The following is a 17,514-nucleotide window of genomic DNA, read 5'->3' as shown; positions in this document are numbered from 1 at the left end:
ATTTTGATTTAAGTTCTATTTAACAAGTTCCTTTGAATTATTACTTATTTTACATAAGTCTCTTTAAATTCTTCTATTATTGCGTCAAGATCTTCCACATTTAATGAGAAATAAAGTTTAATCTTAGGTTCAGTACCTGAAGGACGTACCGCTATAAAGCCTTCATCAAAAATAAAACGTACAAGATTGGCTTTAGGTAAGGATAACTCACGTTGTTCTCCTGTTTGAATATCCTTCTTCACACCTTCATTGTAATCTTCTATCGCGCGTACATTTAAACCACAGATATTCTGAATCGCTTGGCCTTTGAATTGATTCATAATATTCTCGATACGTGCTCTACCTTCAGTGCCTTCAAATGTTGGTGATACTGTTTTATCTTTAAAATGACCTATCTGTTCGTAAATATCATCAAGCGTATCTTTAATCGTTAAACCGTTATCTGCTAGCATGTTCTTATATTTAATGAGTAATGGTACCATTTGAATCGCATCTTTATCACGTGAGAACGGTGCCGCTAAATAACCGTGGCTTTCTTCAAAGGCTAATAATAACGTCTCTTCTTCAGTTGATTTCTGTTCAAGCAATTCGGAAATATATTTAAATCCTGTTAAGACGTTATTTACTTCGACATTCAATGCACGTGCTAAACGTTCAGCGAGCTCACTCGTTACGATTGATTTCGCCATATAAAGCTGCTTACCGCTTTCTAATGCCTCTTGATAGCGCAACTTCATGAGCAATAATCCAATCTCATTACCATTAAAGTAAGTGGTTGTGCCATCTTCGTAGCGTTCGATGAACCCGAAACGATCCGCATCTGGATCGGTAGCGATAATGAGGCTCGCATTTTCCTTCTTCGCAAGTTGAAGACCTAAATCAAATGCTTCAATCTCTTCTGGGTTGGCACGTTCAACAGTTGGAAATCGACCATCCGGCGTCGACTGTTCCTTTTCCACTACAAAGTTAGAATAATTGAGTTCAGTTAAGATGTCTGACAAGATAGGCAAGCTTGTGCCGTGTAAGCTCGTGAGCACAACTTTGGTACTATCACTATCAATATTCCCTACTAACTCTTTCACCGCATCTTTATAAGCCTGTGTGACTTCGCTCGGAAGATACGCAATCATATCGTCTTTCAATAATTGCTCGAAATCCCCTTTTTCAATAGTTAAAGGATCTTCAATCGCATTAATGTACTGACTCAAATCTTCAGAGGCTTCTGGTAGTAACTGGCCACCGTGCTGATCGTAAACCTTAATGCCATTATAATCTTTAGGATTATGGCTCGCAGTAATCATCACACCCGCATCGGTCTTCAATTGACGGACCGCGAACGATAATTCAGGTGTAGATTTATAATCTTGTGAAATCGTCACATGAACATGATGATGCGCAAGTACGGCTGCCATTTCTTGTGCGAAATCTTTAGAGAGAAATCTCGTATCATAATGAATGACGATACTTGGGGCTTCATGTTGCTGAGTTAAATATTGTGCTAACCCTAACGCGACCTTTCTCACTGTAAAGGCATTGAGTCGCCCTGGACCTATACCAAATGTACTTCGTATTCCTGCTGTGCCAAACGCTAAAGTTTCATGAAAGCCTTCTTCACGTGCGTTAGTATCTTGTTCTTCATAGAAATGACGTACTAAACTTTCATCTAAGTGGTCTAACCAAGCCTGTTTATTGACCATGATCTCAAGTCTCCTTTATAACTCCAATTCAACATTTTAATATTTAGACCTAGACTGCGTGACTTTAATTATTAATCGTCGTGAGTATGTTATAATGCGTTACGCTAGCCTAGTTTAATTGACTCATTTTGTTAATCATATTGTATGGTTCATTATAGCTTATCTGTACTGAGAATTCATGTGTTTATCCGCTCAGCTAAGTTATTTAAGGAAGCAGTTTTGTTCTTTTACCTTTTAAAATGCCAGCAATAGATGTAGGACGAAACATGCTTAACATTAAGCTTTAGCTCAAATAGGACATTACTGCTAACAGTTGATATTTTTAGTGGAGAGTAATAAAATAATTATTTATAGTACAATTTCGTCTTTACAATAACTTAACATTTATTTTTGTGAGTTATTGTAAAAATGTTAAAAGCTGTATTTAAGTTAAAACCGGTTGTATGAAGTTATGAAAACACTTATTATCGCGTAAAGTTATGATACTTACATAGAGAGATTGCATATGTCTCTGTAGTCATATCACATAACAAGACTAAACTAATATTTGGGAGCTTCAATCATGAATAAATTGTTTAAATATCTTCTCATACTTTTATCATTAGTATTGATTGTCATACCGATTATCTTTGCGGTAACTTTACTCAAATCTTCGCAAAACGCTTTTGAAAGTTCTCATAATGAAAACGATACAGGACGTCAATCGAATTTGCGTGAAGGCAAAGTGAATGCGTCTAAAGATCCGATTTCTATCCTCTTCTTAGGTATTGATGAGAACGAGAACCGTAAAAAGAGCGGTCAAAATAGCGAGAACTCAAGAACAGACTCCATGATTCTTTCTACTTTTAACCAAGATAAGAAGCAAATCCGTTTACTCAGCATTCCGCGTGATACGATTAGTTATATTCCGAAAGTCGGTTACTATGACAAAATCACTCACGCACATGCATATGGTGGTCCCACAGCCTCTATGGATGCCGTAGAAGCGACGATGAACGTGCCAGTGGATTATTATGCCAGAGTAAATATGGATGCCTTTGTCGATGCTGTAGATGAGCTTGGCGGTATCGAGTACGATGTGCCTTACAATATTAATGAAGTGAATAAAAATGATGATGGACGTACAAAAATCAAAAAAGGCCGTCATAAACTCAACGGTGAAGAAGCTTTAGCTGTAGCACGTACACGTCATAAAGACTCTGACTTGAAGCGTGGTCAAAGACAAATGGAACTGTTACAGTTACTCTTTGCGAAAGCGCAAAAAGTTGATTCTTTAAATAAACTTGATAATGTGATTAAAATTGTTGGTAAAAATTCTAGTCACAACTTAAGTTACAAAGAAATTCGTGCGCTCGCTTCTACTTACCTGAAGAGTGGTGTAGATATTAAGAAATCACAACTCTCAGGTAATGATGATATGCTCGATGGTATTTACTATTATAATCCAGACATAAAAAGTATAATGAAATCATCCAACCTTTTACGTAAAGATTTAGGTTTATCACCTATCAAGAATAAACGAGACTTCTTAAATCAACGAGTGATTGATCGTTACGGTGAACTCGTACCACAAACGCAACTCGACGATGATTTACTAGATAAGAACCAGAATGACACGACAAGTGACAAAGATGATGATAAGACTTTACATTCTAAATCTAATAAGGATCAAGATGACGACCAACAAGGTCAAGGTGGCAATCCAGCCAATGGTAATCAAGGTCAGAATCAGGATCAAGCACCTGCACAAGACTCAGATCCTAATCAATCCGGGCAGTACGGCCAAGATCCTAACAATCAACAACAAGGTGGCTATGACGTCTACTAATTTCTGAAAGGAGTGTGCGCGATGTCACGCAAAACATATGAGAAACTCTCGCACATTAACGGCATGTTCAACATATTAGAACAGCAGATGATTCATAGTAAAGATATGGCACTATTTAGAGGCCAGCTCTTCTATGTGAACCATGAACATCGTGAGAATTACGAAGCGTTGCGTATTTACTATAAAGACAGTGAAACGAATCCTGTAGTCGACGGTGCATGTTATATAGTGGCATTACCTGAAATCTTCGACAAAGTAGATGTATTCGAATCTGAACTTCCTTTCTCATGGGTTTATGATGAAAATGGTGTCACTGAAACGATGCAGTCGATCAGTGTGCCAATCCAATATTTAATCGCAGCCGCACTTGAAGTAACGAATGTCAATATCTTTACACCATCTGGCTTTACGATGGGTATGAATAACTGGAATATTGCTCAGATGCGCATCTTCTGGCAATATACTGCCATCGTACGTCAAGAAGCCCAATAAGAGATGAAGAAAAGGCGTTGTTCCTCCGCGAACAACGCTTTTTTCATGCTCCAATATTTCTCAAATCTAGCCTTAAATCCATCACTTCTCTACAGCTTTCTTACAAGCTTCGAAACGGTTGTCTACTTCTAATTTTTCGATAAGCGTAGAAGTGTAATTGCGGACCGTTCCGTTCGATAAATAAAGTGCTTTCGCAATGTCTTTACTTGAATGTCCTTTCCCAATTTCTTTCAGCACAAGTTGCTCTTTAGCCGTTAATGGATTTCTTTCTTTAAACACTGAAGTCATGAGCGAGGTACTATATTCTTTCTCACCTCTCATCACTTTATACATCGTCTCCACTAATTCATCTACAGAACGTTCTTTCAGTACATAGGCATCGACATCGTTCGCTACTGCGCTTTCGAAGTATCCAGGACGTTTAAATGTAGTAACGATAATAATCTTCGTCGGCATGTCTTGCGCTCTTACTCGGGCAAGCACATCTAACCCGGAAAGTTGAGGCATTTCAACGTCTAATATCGCGATATCTGGTGAATACGCTTCAATTTGTTGGAAAGCTTGTGCGCCATCGCCCGCTTCTCCTACTACAGAAATATCATCATGCATTTCAATGAGTTGTACCATCGCTTGGCGTAACATCGTCTGATCCTCAGCTATTGTGATTCGTATCAAAGTTGATCACCTCTCGGAACTGTAATTTGTACTTTCAGACCCTTGTCATTCGTCACTTTAAGTGCACCATTCACTCTAGTCACACGCTGTTCAATACTGTATAAGTTAGTGTTACTTTCTAGACCACGTCCGTTGTCATGCACTGTTAATGTAATCGTCTCTTGATCTTCTTCCAGACTACAGCATACTTTCGTCGCTCCGGAGTGCTTAATCACATTATTCAACGCTTCTCTCAAGATCATGGCTAAGATAGATTGTTTAGAGGGACTGAGTACACGCGCTTTCTCCTTATGGGTAAAATGAAATTCAAAATTCGCATTCTCTAATAAAGCTTCCATTCCTTGTACTTCTTCTTCAAAGGATTGGACCTTTAAATCATTGATAATATTTCTAACTTTATGGAGCGCTTCTTTAGAAAGTTGATTAACTGTCTCCATCTCTTTCTTTGCTTTGTCTGTATCTTGATCTATCAACTTCATAGCGAGTTCAGATTTTAAGCTCAGACTTGCAAAGACATGGCCTAACGTGTCATGAAGATCCTGACCAATGCGATTGCGTTCTTGTTCTGCAATGAGCACATTTATATGACGGTTCTTCTCATCAAGTTCTTGTTTCAACTTGCGATTTTTAACCATTCGCTTATTACCTATTAATATCATGACGATAACTGCGTAAAATAAAATAAGTGTAAAAAAATGTGAGAAGTTATAAAAGATTAAAGTAACCGTCAAACAACCGCTCATCGCTAACAACATCGTAAGAATAAACCACTTCTGAAATCTTTCCTGTACTATAAATGGAATAAAGAAAGCACTGTAAAAGAAAAACAACGATACTTCGGGTGTCATGCTATATACAAAGCTAATAGTCAATATACAATAAATAAGAAAACAACTGTACAACACATACGTATTCAATATAGGATTACATACAATCATTAATGAATAAACGAGACCGAACATTATAACTAAGATAATATTTAACCACATCGGTCCTCGAGGATGCATGAATAATCCAATAACGAGCATAAGTAAATATATTAATGAAGATAAGTGAATTAAGCTGATATTCAACTTTTTTCTCACTGTGATGCACCTCGTTTTCTTTTCAACAGTAAAGCTATCACTACAAAAATGATACTATATGTTATTAATACTAGCATAGACTGCCAGTTAAAATGCTCCCCTTTGCCGATATCTAAAGCGATTTGTTTCATGTGATAAGTTGGAGATTTATAAGCGATCACTTTTAACCACTCTGGAAATTGACTCACTGGGAACCACAAGCCACCTACCATCGCTAGGACGATGTATAGAATATTTCCTAGGCTACTCGCTTTCTGTAAATCATTGACTTGTGCAATAAGTACGCCAATGGATAAGAACAGGCTAGCACAGATCCACAGTGTCAGACCTGAAATTACCCACTCATTCATGGCCATTGATACATCACGTACAGTAGCAGCCACGATAAAGATCACAATTATCGATAAAGCAAATTGAATCATCGTCTTCAATACTTTCGTCATGTAGTAAGTAAAATAACTCATACGCGTATTAAGTAACTGTTTCTGCCAACCTATTTGTTGCTCCTCTATTAAATCCAACGGAAAGCTCATTAAACAGAAACTCGTTAAACTGAAAGTCACCATACTGTACATATATTCTTTGTAGAATGTGTTCTGTTGGGCTGTGGGAATATCAATAATTGCAGTAAATAGTAAATAGAAGACTAATGGTAACAATATTGATAATGCTAAATATACTTTCTTTCGAAATAACATTTTAATTTCTACACCTAAATACGTCAGTATCACGCATGTTCACCTTCCTTATAATCATTAAATATAGTCTCTAATAATGATGATTTAGTTATTTCTATATCATTAAAATCTACGCCGTAACCTGCAAGCTCTTTGAGTGTGGTTGCAACATTTGTGGTAGTAAATCTTAATAATTTATCTTTTTTTATACTTTCCACATATTGTAATTGGGATAGTTGGTCTTCATAGTCTTTAGTTACAGATATTACAGAATAACGCTGTGTTTGTTTCAAGGTTTGAGGTGTCGTTTACGTAGTAATACTCCCTTCATCTAAGACGACGATACGGTCAGCCATTCGCTCAACCTCTTCGATATAATGTGAAGTGTAAAATATCGTAGTCCCTTGTTGTTTAAATTGCGTAATAATCTTCCAAAAATGACTGCGCATTTCAACATCCATCGCACTCGTAGGCTCATCCATAATAAGTAATTGAGGCCGACCAACGATAGCAAGTGCGAAAGCTAATATGCGTTGTTGGCCTCCTGACAAGCGATTTGCAAATTGATTAAGTTGTTGTTCTGTAAAATGAGTTACGTCTTGAAATTGTTTTAAAGAGATTGGATTTTTAACTATTTTTGCATAAAGATGATATAACTCTTTCACCTTTATCACTTTTGGAAACTGAGAGGTTTGAAACAGTATTCCTAAATGATCTTTAGCTAGTAATCGCTGAGGATCTTGAATATCACCTTTACTCTGTTTCAACTCCCCTATCAAAATATTAATTAACGTCGATTTTCCTGCTCCATTTTTACCTATGAGCGCAGTACATTCCCCGCTAGGTATGTTAAAGTTCACGTCTTTTAGCACTTGTTTCTTCTGAAAGCCTTTTTCCAAATGTTTGATTTCAATCATGCGTTTCCCTCCTCAAGTTGTCTTAACCCTATGTTACAAATCGTCAAATGAACACAGTAGTAGCGTCTGTCACTACTTCAATGTGACAAATGTCATCTTCCAAACACTCTGATGTGAAATTTTAGACGGAGTAAGATATAATTGCTTTTAAAACTTCGAGGTGGGAGATAGATGTTTAAAAAAGTAACGAATAAAGAAGAATTATCGGATGCATTTTCAATAAGAAGAGAAGTATTTGTACACGAGCAAGGTGTACCGATCGAAAATGAACTCGATTCATACGAAGAGGTCGCGACACATATCATGGGATATGCCGAGAACAGGGAACCTTTCGCAGTTGCGCGCTTTCGACCTTATGAAGATGTAGCTAAAGTTGAGCGTGTGGCGATTAAATCATCCTATAGACAAGGCGGTAATGGCAGACAGCTGATGCAGTTTGTAGAGGAAGTTGCGCAGAAAGAAGGTTACTCAGCATTAGTTCTCAACGCACAATGCCAAGCTGAACATTTCTATCTTTCTTTAGGTTATGAGGCAGAGGGAGAAGTATTTTTAGAAGAAAATATTGAGCATATACGTATGACAAAGCAGATTTAAATAATGATTATACACTTTGTCTTAAAGTTGTAATGAAAATATAATATATCTGATATTTTAAGCGTAGGCACGCGTAATTCAATCAAATTATGTGTCAACTACGCTTTTTAAGATTACTTTTATATTACAATCCAGTGAAATTCAAGATTTTACACATACTCCGTATTATAATGTATTTAAATTTTGTATACATAAAGGAGTAGTTATATGGCTAATTTAAAGTTTAAATTCAAAGTGCCTTCAATTATCGCGTTAACGTTAGCAGGTACAGCTTTGACTACACATCATGCTCATGCGGCTGAAAAAACACAAGATCAAACTTCAAATTCTAACGTTCTTGACGATCAGCACGCATTAGATCAATCAAAAGAAATTAAAGATGAAATTAGCAACCCGACGACAAATATTTCAGGGACACAAGTTTATCAAGATCCTTCTATTGTGAAAGCGCCTGAAACAGCAGATACAGAATCATACGACGCTCAATTAGATTCGCTTAATAATGCTGCAGATAATGAAACTGAAGCGCAAGACGAAAGTACAGACGAAACGTCACAAGAGACTGACGTTCAACAAGAAGCACAGGCTTCTCAAGATGGACAAATTGAAACGTCAAATGTAGAAAATAGCGCAACAGACGCTCAAAGTGATGATGTGAGTGCGCAAGATACTGAAGCTAACACACAAGATGGTGTCGTAGCGTCTACGGATTCATCTCAGAATGATGATGACACTGCAGACACGGATCAAGACTTTTCTAAAAACGAAACAGTATCAGAAGATGCGACAACTTCAACTGACGTCGCACAAGACGAAGCTACTGAAACGCCTGTAACTACTCTTGATAATGAAGATGTAGCTCAACCTGTTACGGATGCTCAAAACGAAGATGCACAATCTACAGAACAAGAGACAACAGCGACGACAGACGACACAGCTTTGACTACTGAAAAAGATGCTAACGAAGACACTACAGGCCAGGACGACAAAAATCACGAGAATGTAAGCCACTCAGCGAGCCAACATGATTTAGATAATGAAGCTCAAGCTTCAACAACTCATAAAGTTGAAGATAATAATCACAATATTGTTGATAAAGTAGACAATTCAACTACACAAAATGATGAACATAACCCATCTATCCAAGACGTAGATGCTAACAGTACAGAGGTGGACACTGATTTACACGTAACTTCAACTGAAGACGCAGATGCAGCACAATCTGACAAACATGGTCAAGAAACAACTGCTAAAGCGGCTCAAAGCAATGATGCGAAATCAACAGACTCAGAAGGTGCTACTCAAAGTGCATCCACATCAGACGACGACTCAGATGTAGCTAAAGCTAATGAAGGCCTTACACATGCTACACCAACTGATGCGGCGCATGTTCAACGTACGTTAACACCAGTTCAAATCACTGCTGCACCTGATAAACAAGGCGTAGTCGAAGGTCATTATCAAGCAGATCATGACAAATTTGTGGAAGATGAGGTTTCTGAAACAACAACGCCATCCGATGAAGACGAAAGTAATCTTGCTGATGCAACACCAACAGATAAAGCGCACGAACATCATACTTTAACAGCGGCTCAAGTAACTGCTTCGCCTAATAAACAAGATGAAGTGGAACGTCATTTTGAAGAAGTTCAAGCAAAATATGTAGCAGCAGATGACGATGTTGATGTTCCATCTAATACATCGACATTCAGAGCAGCTTCTAAAGCACCGAAGTTGAAATTGCCGAAGTATGCACCTAAAGTGAATTCTTCAATCAACAATTACATTCGTAGTAAGAACTATAAAGTGCCAACTTACGAGCAAAGTATCGCGAGTTATTTGCCACAATTCAACTATCGTTATGGTAAACCTGAAGGTATCGTGATGCATGATACAGCGAACGATTCTTCTACAATTGATGGCGAAGTGAACTTCATGAAGAATAACTATAGTCTTGCGTTCGTACATGCTTATGTCGATGGTAACCGTATTATCGAAACAGCCAATACTGACTATGGCGCATGGGGTGCAGGTCCTGTTGCCAACCAACGTTTTATCCATGTTGAGCTCGTTCACACACATGACTATGATTCGTTCGCACGTTCAATCAACAACTATGCGGATTATGCAGCAACGAACCTACTCTACTATGGTTTGAAACCAGACAGCGCTGAATATGATGGTCAAGGTACAGTGTGGACACACCGTTCTGTAAGTAACTACTTAGGTGGCACGGATCACGTCGATCCACATGGTTATCTTGCAATGCACAACTATTCGTATGATGAGCTTTATGATTTAATTTATGAAAAATATTTAATTAAAACGAACAAAGTCGCACCTTGGGGAACTGCAAGCTCTGGTACAACGACACAACCGTCTAAACCTGCACCAAGTCAACCTAAACCATCTACTTCAACAGGTAAACAAGGTACACTGTCAGTAAACGCTAACAGTGGTGTGGCACGTATCAATAGTTCTAATAAAGGCTTATATACTACGGTTTATGACCAAAAAGGTAAAAAAGCGACACAAACGAACCAAACATTGAAAGTGACTAAGGCCGCTTCACTTGGTTCAGAAAAATTCTATCTCGTTTCTGATTACAACAAAGGCAATTTAATCGGTTGGGTACATCAGAACGATGTGAACTACAACAAAGCAGGCGCAACGAAATCAGTCAACCAAACATATAAAGTGAAGTCTGGCGAAACACTTTACCTCGTTCCTTGGGGTACGTCAGCTCAAAAAGCAGGTACAGTATCTGGTAAAGGACTCCAATCATTTAAAGCTACGAAACAACAAGTGATTGGTTCAACACCTTATATTTACGGTACAGTAAACAAACTTTCTGGTTGGATTAGTGCTTCACACTTAACAAGTACAGCACAGCCTAAACCAGCGCAACCGAAGCCGAAAGCACCTGCTGCGTCAGCGAAGCTCGTCGTTACACCATTAACGAACGCGCAAGGTACAGTAGCTAAATCTAATCATGGCCTTTACACAACCGTTTACGATCAAAGCGGTGTTCAGAAGTCATATCTTAACGGCAAGACGTATCAGTTAACGAAGAAAGCAACTTTAGGTCAGAAATCGTTCTACCTTTTAACTGATAAAAATACGAATATCGGTTGGATGTTAACAAGCGATGTGGCTTACAAAGACACAACACCTAAGAATGTTACTACAGCTGTAAGTAAGATTGGTCAAGTTAAGACGAATAACTCAGGTATTCGCGCAACTGTCTTTGACCCAGCTGGTAAAAAAGCAAACGTTTATGGCGGCAAAACTTTTACTATTACAAAACAACGCACTCAAGGCAACGAAACGTATGTCTTGTTACAAAATGAACGTCAAAATACACCAATCGGTTGGCTCAATGCGAAAGATATTCAATTGAAAAACTTAAGCAAACCAACTGCAGCGAAAGGTCAATATACGATCAAACCATCAACTCAAGGTCTTTACTCTATCCCTTGGGGTACGAATAAACAGTTGTTGGATAACTTGAAACAAGCACACAACAGTGTCTTTAACGTATCGAAATCAATTAAAGTGGATAATAACGCTTACCTTTACGGTACGACAAACAATAAGACAGGTTGGATTAATAGCAAAGATTTAACGCCTGTAAAAGCAACTGCGCAAAGTGGAAAAGCGGTTACGAAAGAGGCCGCTGCAAGTAAGGCAACGCCATTCTCATATGAGTTTGTCGTAACGAACAAAAATGGCCTATACTATAGCTCACCTACTGCGAAGAACGGCACAGCACTCACTGGCGCTTATGCAAGTATCTTTAAAGTCATCGAACAACAAACAGTAAACGGTGTAACATGGTATCATGGTAAGCTTTCAAACGGTAAACTCGTGTGGATTAAGGCGTCTGATTTGAGCAAAGCTTTAGTGAACTACTACCGCTCTAACATGACACTCGATCAAGCTGCGAAATTGCAATACAACTTAGCTTACCGTCCACAAGTACAACACGTTCCTGGTAAATGGACGAACGCTTCACTTGCTGAAATCAAGGCAGCGATGGATTCTGATAAACTCGCTAAAGACGCAACTCAGAAATACCAGTTCTTAAGACTCGATATGGCTCAGAATCTATCTGTTGCTTCACTCAACAAATTACTTGCTGGTAAAGGGATTCTTGAAGGCCAAGGTGAAGCATTCAGTGAAGCTGCGAAGATGTACAATATCAATGAAATTTATCTTATTTCACATGCCCTACTTGAAACAGGCAACGGTACTTCAACGCTCGCAAATGGTGGTAACGTCGTCAATAATAAAGTCGTTACTACTGGTAAGAAGTATTACAACATGTTTGGTATTGGCGCAGTAGACAGTGATGCTGTTCGCGGTGGTTTCAATTATGCGAAACAAGCAGGTTGGGATACTGTGAAGAAAGCGATTGTTGGCGGTGCACACTTCATCGCTGGCCGTTACATTCACGAGGGTCAGAATACGTTGTATAAAATGCGTTGGAACCCTGCTAACCCAGGTACGCATCAATATGCCACTGATATTGGATGGGCGAAACAAAATGCTATCCGTATTAAGTCATTCTACGATCAAATTAAACAAACTGGTAAATACTTTGATGTCAATACGTATCAAAAATAGTATAGTCGATTGAAATCAAAGGAATAAATCATAAACTTAACCCTTCAGTCATTGCTTCATTACAATGATTGAAGGGTTTTATTATGTAAATATTATTTTTAATAGCGACGTCATACGACAATAAAGCAGAAACAGCATACATAAGGTACATCGTTAGTTGACTACTGAGCTGCCCCAATAACTCATTAGTATATGAACTATTATTCTCTCGTTAAGCATCTATAGTCTTATCACTATCAGTCAACTTTTCCAACAATGTCGCGAGTTGCGCTTGCTCATCTTGAGCTAAATTCTGTCCCCGTACTTCAAGGAGAGAGACACGTGCTTCATTTATTTGGCGTACAAGTTCTAGTCCTCTTTCAGTGAGCAACAAATCTTTACGTCGCATGTCTACTGGAGACGTCTGACTTTTCACGTAATCGAGACGACGTAGTTTCTTAATCCAGCGCGACACCAATGATTGCTCTCTACGTAACTTGTGCGTAATGGCATGTTGAGACATCATCTGTTGATTATATAACAACCTTAATATGACGAACTGTTCATGGGATATATCGACTTTACTACCTATTTGCTGACTCACAAGTTCCAAATCCTCATTTAAAGAAGTGATAATTGTTTCGAGTTGTTTATACATGCGTTGTCCTCTCTTATTTAAGTTCTATCTGTAGTTGTGAATGACGGTTAAAATCAGTCTGGGAGATCATTAAAAATTACAATAAGCACAAGCAATAGCTATGCAGTCATCCCATTTGGAGAGAAGTTAGTTGTTGATAAAAATATTAACTCATGCTTGTCGCAGATGCTGCCCGTACTTGGGATAGCTTGCGATTTCACAAATACGAGTCAGACTTGTGGGGGTGTGATTACGAAATCAAGTCGATTTCTGTCTCACTCCCTCTTTACTAAGATCTCCCATTCTATTATTCACTTTTGCTACATGATGTAATGCTACACTTATACTGAATTTAAAAATATTATACGTTGCCCTCCCATTAAATACAAACAATTTTGCCACAATAATGCGATATTGTTGCATTAGCAACACTTTGTATAATAAATTATTAGATGTTATAAATTTTTTGAAGGAGCTAAATTTATGGGTAAGTCCTTACAAAGAGACTATTATTTTGACAATGCACGAGCGATATTAATATTTTTCGTAGTTTTCGGTCATCTTTTACAACCATATAAATCTGAAAGTCCGATTCTATCGGCGCTATACTTAACAATATACAGTTTTCACATGCCAGGATTCCTCTTCATCTCTGGTTATTTTGCGAAGAAAATTGGAGAACAAGGTTATTTAGAAAAGGTCTCTAAAAAGTTACTCATTCCTTACTTTATCTTCTTTGCCTTTTTCTCATTTTACTATTACTTTACCGGGCAAACTGATAAAGTGACATTCGATCCGTTCAACCCTGTATTCGCGTTATGGTTCTTGCTGACATTATTTTTATTCCATGTCATTCTCGTCATCGTTAAGGATTACAAACCCTATATCGTCTTACCAGTCGCAATTATCATCTCGCTATTCGCAGGGTTTTCATCGAATATCAATGAATATTTGAGTTTCTCAAGAACGATTATCTTCTTCCCAATCTTCTATATTGGTTATTTGTTCCAGAAACGACATACAGCGTTCTTGCGTGACAAACGTCTCATACCGATTTCAATCGCCATACTCATCAGTTTCTTTGTGATTTACTATATCCACCCTATCAATGCGGATTGGTTGCTTGGCAGTACACCTTACACCTCTTTAGAGGACGGCGATCAAGGTTTATACAGTCCATTGAAACGCCTAGTGCTATACGTCATTATTTTAGTGGCGATGTTCTCAGTCTTTAATCTCGTTCCACAAGACCAACATTGGTTCACCTACATGGGTGGTCGCACTCTCCAAGTTTATCTATTACATGGATTAGTCATTGGCGTAGTGAGAGGTTTTGAACTTTACCTATTCAAAGAACCGATTTCAATTATGACTTATATTTATCTCATCGGTCTGAGTGCGTTGATTGTTTACATTTTAACAACCAACTTTGTAGTAAAATGGTCGAATCCAATCATTCATTTGAAACGACCTTCTCAATTTAAATCGAAATAATTCGTAAGCCGAATTGCAATCTCTTGATTTATGTTAGAATAGACTTAATTTAATTCTTTCGACATGATAGAGTGAGCAATTCGGTTTTTTGAGGTGAAAATATGAAATTAGTGTTAAACCAACATTCTAAATACTTACAAGCACCAAGTATTCGACAATTTTCCAATCGCATGAAAGGCATGACGGATTGTGTCAATCTTACTATTGGTCAGCCTGACTTTCCTATGCCAGATGTAGTGAAAAAAGCATATATTCAAGCTATTGAAGAGGATCATACGAGTTACTCACACAATAAAGGGCTCCTCGACACACGTGAAGCGATTAGTGCGTACTTTAAACAACGCTTTGCAGTAGATTACGATCCAGAAGAAATTATTATTACAAATGGCGCGAGTGAGGCGCTCGATACAGCACTTCGCAGCATCATTGATGAGGGCGATGAAATTATTATTCCTGGCCCTGTATATGCAGGCTACATTCCTCTCGTGAAGACTTTAGGAGGTACACCAGTTTATATCGATACAACTCAAACGGATTATAAGGTAACGCCTGAAGCGATCAAGTCTCATGTTACTGACAAGACGCGTGCAATACTTTTAAACTACCCTACTAATCCTACAGGTGTCACGCTCAGCTATGATGAAGTAGCAGCGCTCGTGGAGACTTTAAAGCAATATGAAATCTTCGTCCTCAGCGATGAAATATACGCCGAGAACACTTTTAAAGGTCACCATACATCTTTCGGGCAGTTTACAGAGTTACGAGACCAACTTCTGCTCATTAGTGGGTTGAGTAAATCTCATTCTGCCACAGGCATCCGTATGGGCTTTCTGATGGGTCCTGAATACTTGATTGAGAAACTCACATTCATGCATGCGTATAATTGTATTTGCGCGAATGTGCCCGCTCAAATGGCTTGTAAGGCTGCTTTACAAGAAGGTTTAGAGGCTCCGCAATATATGAACGAAGCTTATATCGAAAGACGCGATTATTTAGTACGTCGTCTCACAGAACTCGGTTTCGACTTAGATGCGACACCTGAAGGCGCTTTCTACATCTTCCCTAATATTACACGTTTCACTGATGATGACTTTAACTTCTGTGTGGACGTTCTTGAAGAAACGCATGTAGCGATGGTGCCAGGTTCCGCATTTACTGATTATGGACAAGGCCATGTCCGAATCTCTTACGCTTACCCATTGTCACAGCTCGAAGAAGGCATGGACCGTCTTGAAAGATTTTTAGACAAACACTATCGTTCATAAAATGTGAAAAAAGCGATTGTTGGTTAACAATTTCCAACAATCGCTTTTGTGCTATTTCTTGTATTTTTCAATGATGTTTCGATCAGTAAATTTACGTAGTAAGTTGTAATAAGTCACAGTGTCTTCTTCTGGCATGTCAAATTGTTGAATGACATCTTCGGAAATCTTACTGAATTGTTTCCTAAGGTCGATGCCGTCTTGTGTAAGTTCAATCTTCACACGACGTTCATCTTCAAGCGTACGAATTCGATTAATAAGACCTTTCTTCTCAAGACGCTTAATAATCGGACTAATCGTACCAGAGTCTAAATAGAGCTCTTCACAAAGTGTCTTGATATATATCGGACGATCCGTGTCGATATACAGTAACACAATGTAATTCGGAAAACTAATGTCATATCTTTTCAAATACTGATTAAATTGATTCACTATTTCTTTGTTTGTTACGTAAAATAAGAAACAAAGTTCTTTTCTTAGTTCATCACCGTATTCTTTAGTCATAATACACTCACCTCATCAACTATAATATATTCTAAATATTAATATCTGTCAAACATTAATTATCAGATGATAAGATTTTATATCTAATGTGTTAATATTTTTATACTTATCGTATATATAACAGTTAGCAATAAATACAATACATCCATGTATAGAGTTATAAAAATAAAGCGATTGAATGTGTCTTACACTCAACCGCTGTCTTCATCATTATCTTGATTCTTTGAATTAAGGGAATTTAGGGAACTGATCAAAGTCTGGTTGACGTTTCTCTTTGAAAGCGTCGCGTCCTTCTTTCGCTTCATCAGTTGTGTAGTATAATAATGTAGCATCTCCGGCCATCTGTTGTAAACCTGCTAAACCATCTGTATCTGCATTCATCGCTGCTTTTAAGAAACGAAGTGCAGTAGGTGAATGTTGCATGATTTGTTGACACCATTTTACAGTTTCATCTTCCACTTCATCAAGCGGAACGACAGTGTTAACTAAGCCCATATCTAATGCTTCTTGCGCATTGTATTGACGGCATAAGTACCAAATTTCACGCGCTTTCTTATGACCTACGATACGTGCAAGGTAACCTGAACCATAACCTGCATCAAATGAACCCACTTTAGGACCTGTTTGTCCGAAGATAGCATTGTCTGCAGCAATCGTTAAGTCACACACTACGTTTAAGACGTTACCGCCGCCGATAGCGTAACCGCGAACCATCGCAATTACAGGTTTCGGAATAACACGGATGAGACGTTGTAAATCGAGTACGTTAAGACGAGGGATTTGATCGTCGCCTACATAACCACCGTGTCCACGTTTCTTCTGATCTCCGCCAGAACAGAACGCTTTGTCGCCTTCACCTGTTAAGATGATGACAGAAATACGTTCATCATCACGAGCGCGACTAAATGCATCAATCATTTGTTGCACTGTATCAGGTGTGAAAGCGTTACGTACTTCAGGACGGTTAATCGTAATCTTCGCAATACCTTCATAGAATTCATATTTAATCTCACTATATTCTTTGAGCGTTTCCCACTGTCTAGACAT

Annotated in this window: 13 protein-coding genes and 1 pseudogene; 6 read left to right on the top strand and 8 right to left on the bottom strand. The window is 38.2% G+C overall.

The genetic code is table 11. From position 1 onward, the window contains the following. Window positions 1-44: 44 nt before the first annotated feature. Window positions 45-1,697 carry a phospho-sugar mutase gene (locus CD039_RS02670; protein ID WP_103371012.1) on the bottom strand — a complete coding sequence of 551 codons (1,653 nt, stop codon included), beginning with the start codon at window positions 1,695-1,697 and terminating at the stop codon, window positions 45-47. Between the two features lie 562 nt (window positions 1,698-2,259). Here CD039_RS02670 and CD039_RS02665 point away from each other — a divergent pair. Both CD039_RS02665 and CD039_RS02660 read left to right on the top strand, forming a co-directional pair. Next, window positions 2,260-3,525, top strand: coding sequence for an LCP family protein (locus tag CD039_RS02665; RefSeq protein ID WP_103371011.1), 1,266 nt, complete (start codon window positions 2,260-2,262; stop codon window positions 3,523-3,525). Window positions 3,526-3,546: 21 nt separating this feature from the next. Then, window positions 3,547-4,017, top strand: coding sequence for a DUF2538 family protein (locus tag CD039_RS02660; protein WP_002471869.1), 471 nt, complete (start codon window positions 3,547-3,549; stop codon window positions 4,015-4,017). 81 nt (window positions 4,018-4,098) lie between these two features. On the opposite strand, the gene CD039_RS02655 is transcribed toward CD039_RS02660, so the two are convergent. The 4 genes and pseudogenes from CD039_RS02655 to CD039_RS02640 form a co-directional block, all read right to left on the bottom strand. Further along, the gene (locus CD039_RS02655; RefSeq protein WP_103371010.1) at window positions 4,099-4,692 is read right to left on the bottom strand and encodes a response regulator transcription factor; all 594 of its coding nucleotides are present in this window, start codon (window positions 4,690-4,692) and stop codon (window positions 4,099-4,101) included. Then, the gene (locus tag CD039_RS12025; RefSeq protein ID WP_240595031.1) at window positions 4,689-5,327 is read right to left on the bottom strand and encodes a sensor histidine kinase; all 639 of its coding nucleotides are present in this window, start codon (window positions 5,325-5,327) and stop codon (window positions 4,689-4,691) included. Before CD039_RS12025 ends, CD039_RS02655 begins: the two co-directional genes overlap by 4 nt. 446 nt (window positions 5,328-5,773) lie before the next feature. Further along, window positions 5,774-6,508 (bottom strand): ABC transporter permease, encoded by a 735-nt coding sequence (locus CD039_RS02645; protein ID WP_103371009.1) that lies wholly within the window; start codon window positions 6,506-6,508, stop codon window positions 5,774-5,776. Then, a pseudogene (locus CD039_RS02640) lies at window positions 6,505-7,371 on the bottom strand (ABC transporter ATP-binding protein). The gene CD039_RS02645 and the pseudogene CD039_RS02640 overlap by 4 nt, the downstream one beginning before the upstream one ends. Before the next feature lie 171 nt (window positions 7,372-7,542). Between CD039_RS02640 and CD039_RS02635 the strand changes: the two are divergent. Both CD039_RS02635 and CD039_RS02630 read left to right on the top strand, forming a co-directional pair. After that, window positions 7,543-7,965, top strand: a complete 423-nt coding sequence (locus CD039_RS02635) for a GNAT family N-acetyltransferase (protein WP_103371008.1) — start codon at window positions 7,543-7,545, stop codon at window positions 7,963-7,965. A gap of 207 nt (window positions 7,966-8,172) precedes the next feature. Continuing rightward, entirely contained in the window at window positions 8,173-12,591 is a 4,419-nt protein-coding gene (locus CD039_RS02630) for a GW dipeptide domain-containing protein (RefSeq protein ID WP_103371007.1), read from the top strand. A 211-nt stretch (window positions 12,592-12,802) separates the two neighbouring features. Here the strand turns inward: CD039_RS02630 and CD039_RS02625 are convergent, their stop codons facing one another. After that, window positions 12,803-13,228 (bottom strand): MarR family winged helix-turn-helix transcriptional regulator, encoded by a 426-nt coding sequence (locus tag CD039_RS02625; RefSeq protein ID WP_103371006.1) that lies wholly within the window; start codon window positions 13,226-13,228, stop codon window positions 12,803-12,805. Window positions 13,229-13,690: 462 nt separating this feature from the next. Here CD039_RS02625 and CD039_RS02620 point away from each other — a divergent pair, with 462 nt between their 5' ends. Beyond that, entirely contained in the window at window positions 13,691-14,701 is a 1,011-nt protein-coding gene (locus tag CD039_RS02620) for an acyltransferase family protein (RefSeq protein WP_103371005.1), read from the top strand. Between the two features lie 101 nt (window positions 14,702-14,802). Continuing rightward, window positions 14,803-15,966 carry an aminotransferase class I/II-fold pyridoxal phosphate-dependent enzyme gene (locus CD039_RS02615; protein ID WP_103371004.1) on the top strand — a complete coding sequence of 388 codons (1,164 nt, stop codon included), beginning with the start codon at window positions 14,803-14,805 and terminating at the stop codon, window positions 15,964-15,966. A 51-nt stretch (window positions 15,967-16,017) separates the two neighbouring features. Here the strand turns inward: CD039_RS02615 and CD039_RS02610 are convergent, their stop codons facing one another. Then, window positions 16,018-16,467 carry a MarR family winged helix-turn-helix transcriptional regulator gene (locus CD039_RS02610; protein ID WP_103371003.1) on the bottom strand — a complete coding sequence of 150 codons (450 nt, stop codon included), beginning with the start codon at window positions 16,465-16,467 and terminating at the stop codon, window positions 16,018-16,020. 228 nt (window positions 16,468-16,695) lie between these two features. Then, on the bottom strand, window positions 16,696-17,514 hold the full coding sequence (gene menB, locus CD039_RS02605; protein WP_002471904.1) for a 1,4-dihydroxy-2-naphthoyl-CoA synthase: 819 nt from the start codon (window positions 17,512-17,514) through the stop codon (window positions 16,696-16,698).

Origin of the sequence: Staphylococcus argensis (assembly GCF_002902305.1) — a bacterium.
In the GTDB taxonomy this organism is placed as follows: domain Bacteria; phylum Bacillota; class Bacilli; order Staphylococcales; family Staphylococcaceae; genus Staphylococcus; species Staphylococcus argensis.
The sequence above is the reverse complement of the archived record's forward strand: the minus strand, read 5'-3'. Positions and strand labels throughout refer to the sequence as shown.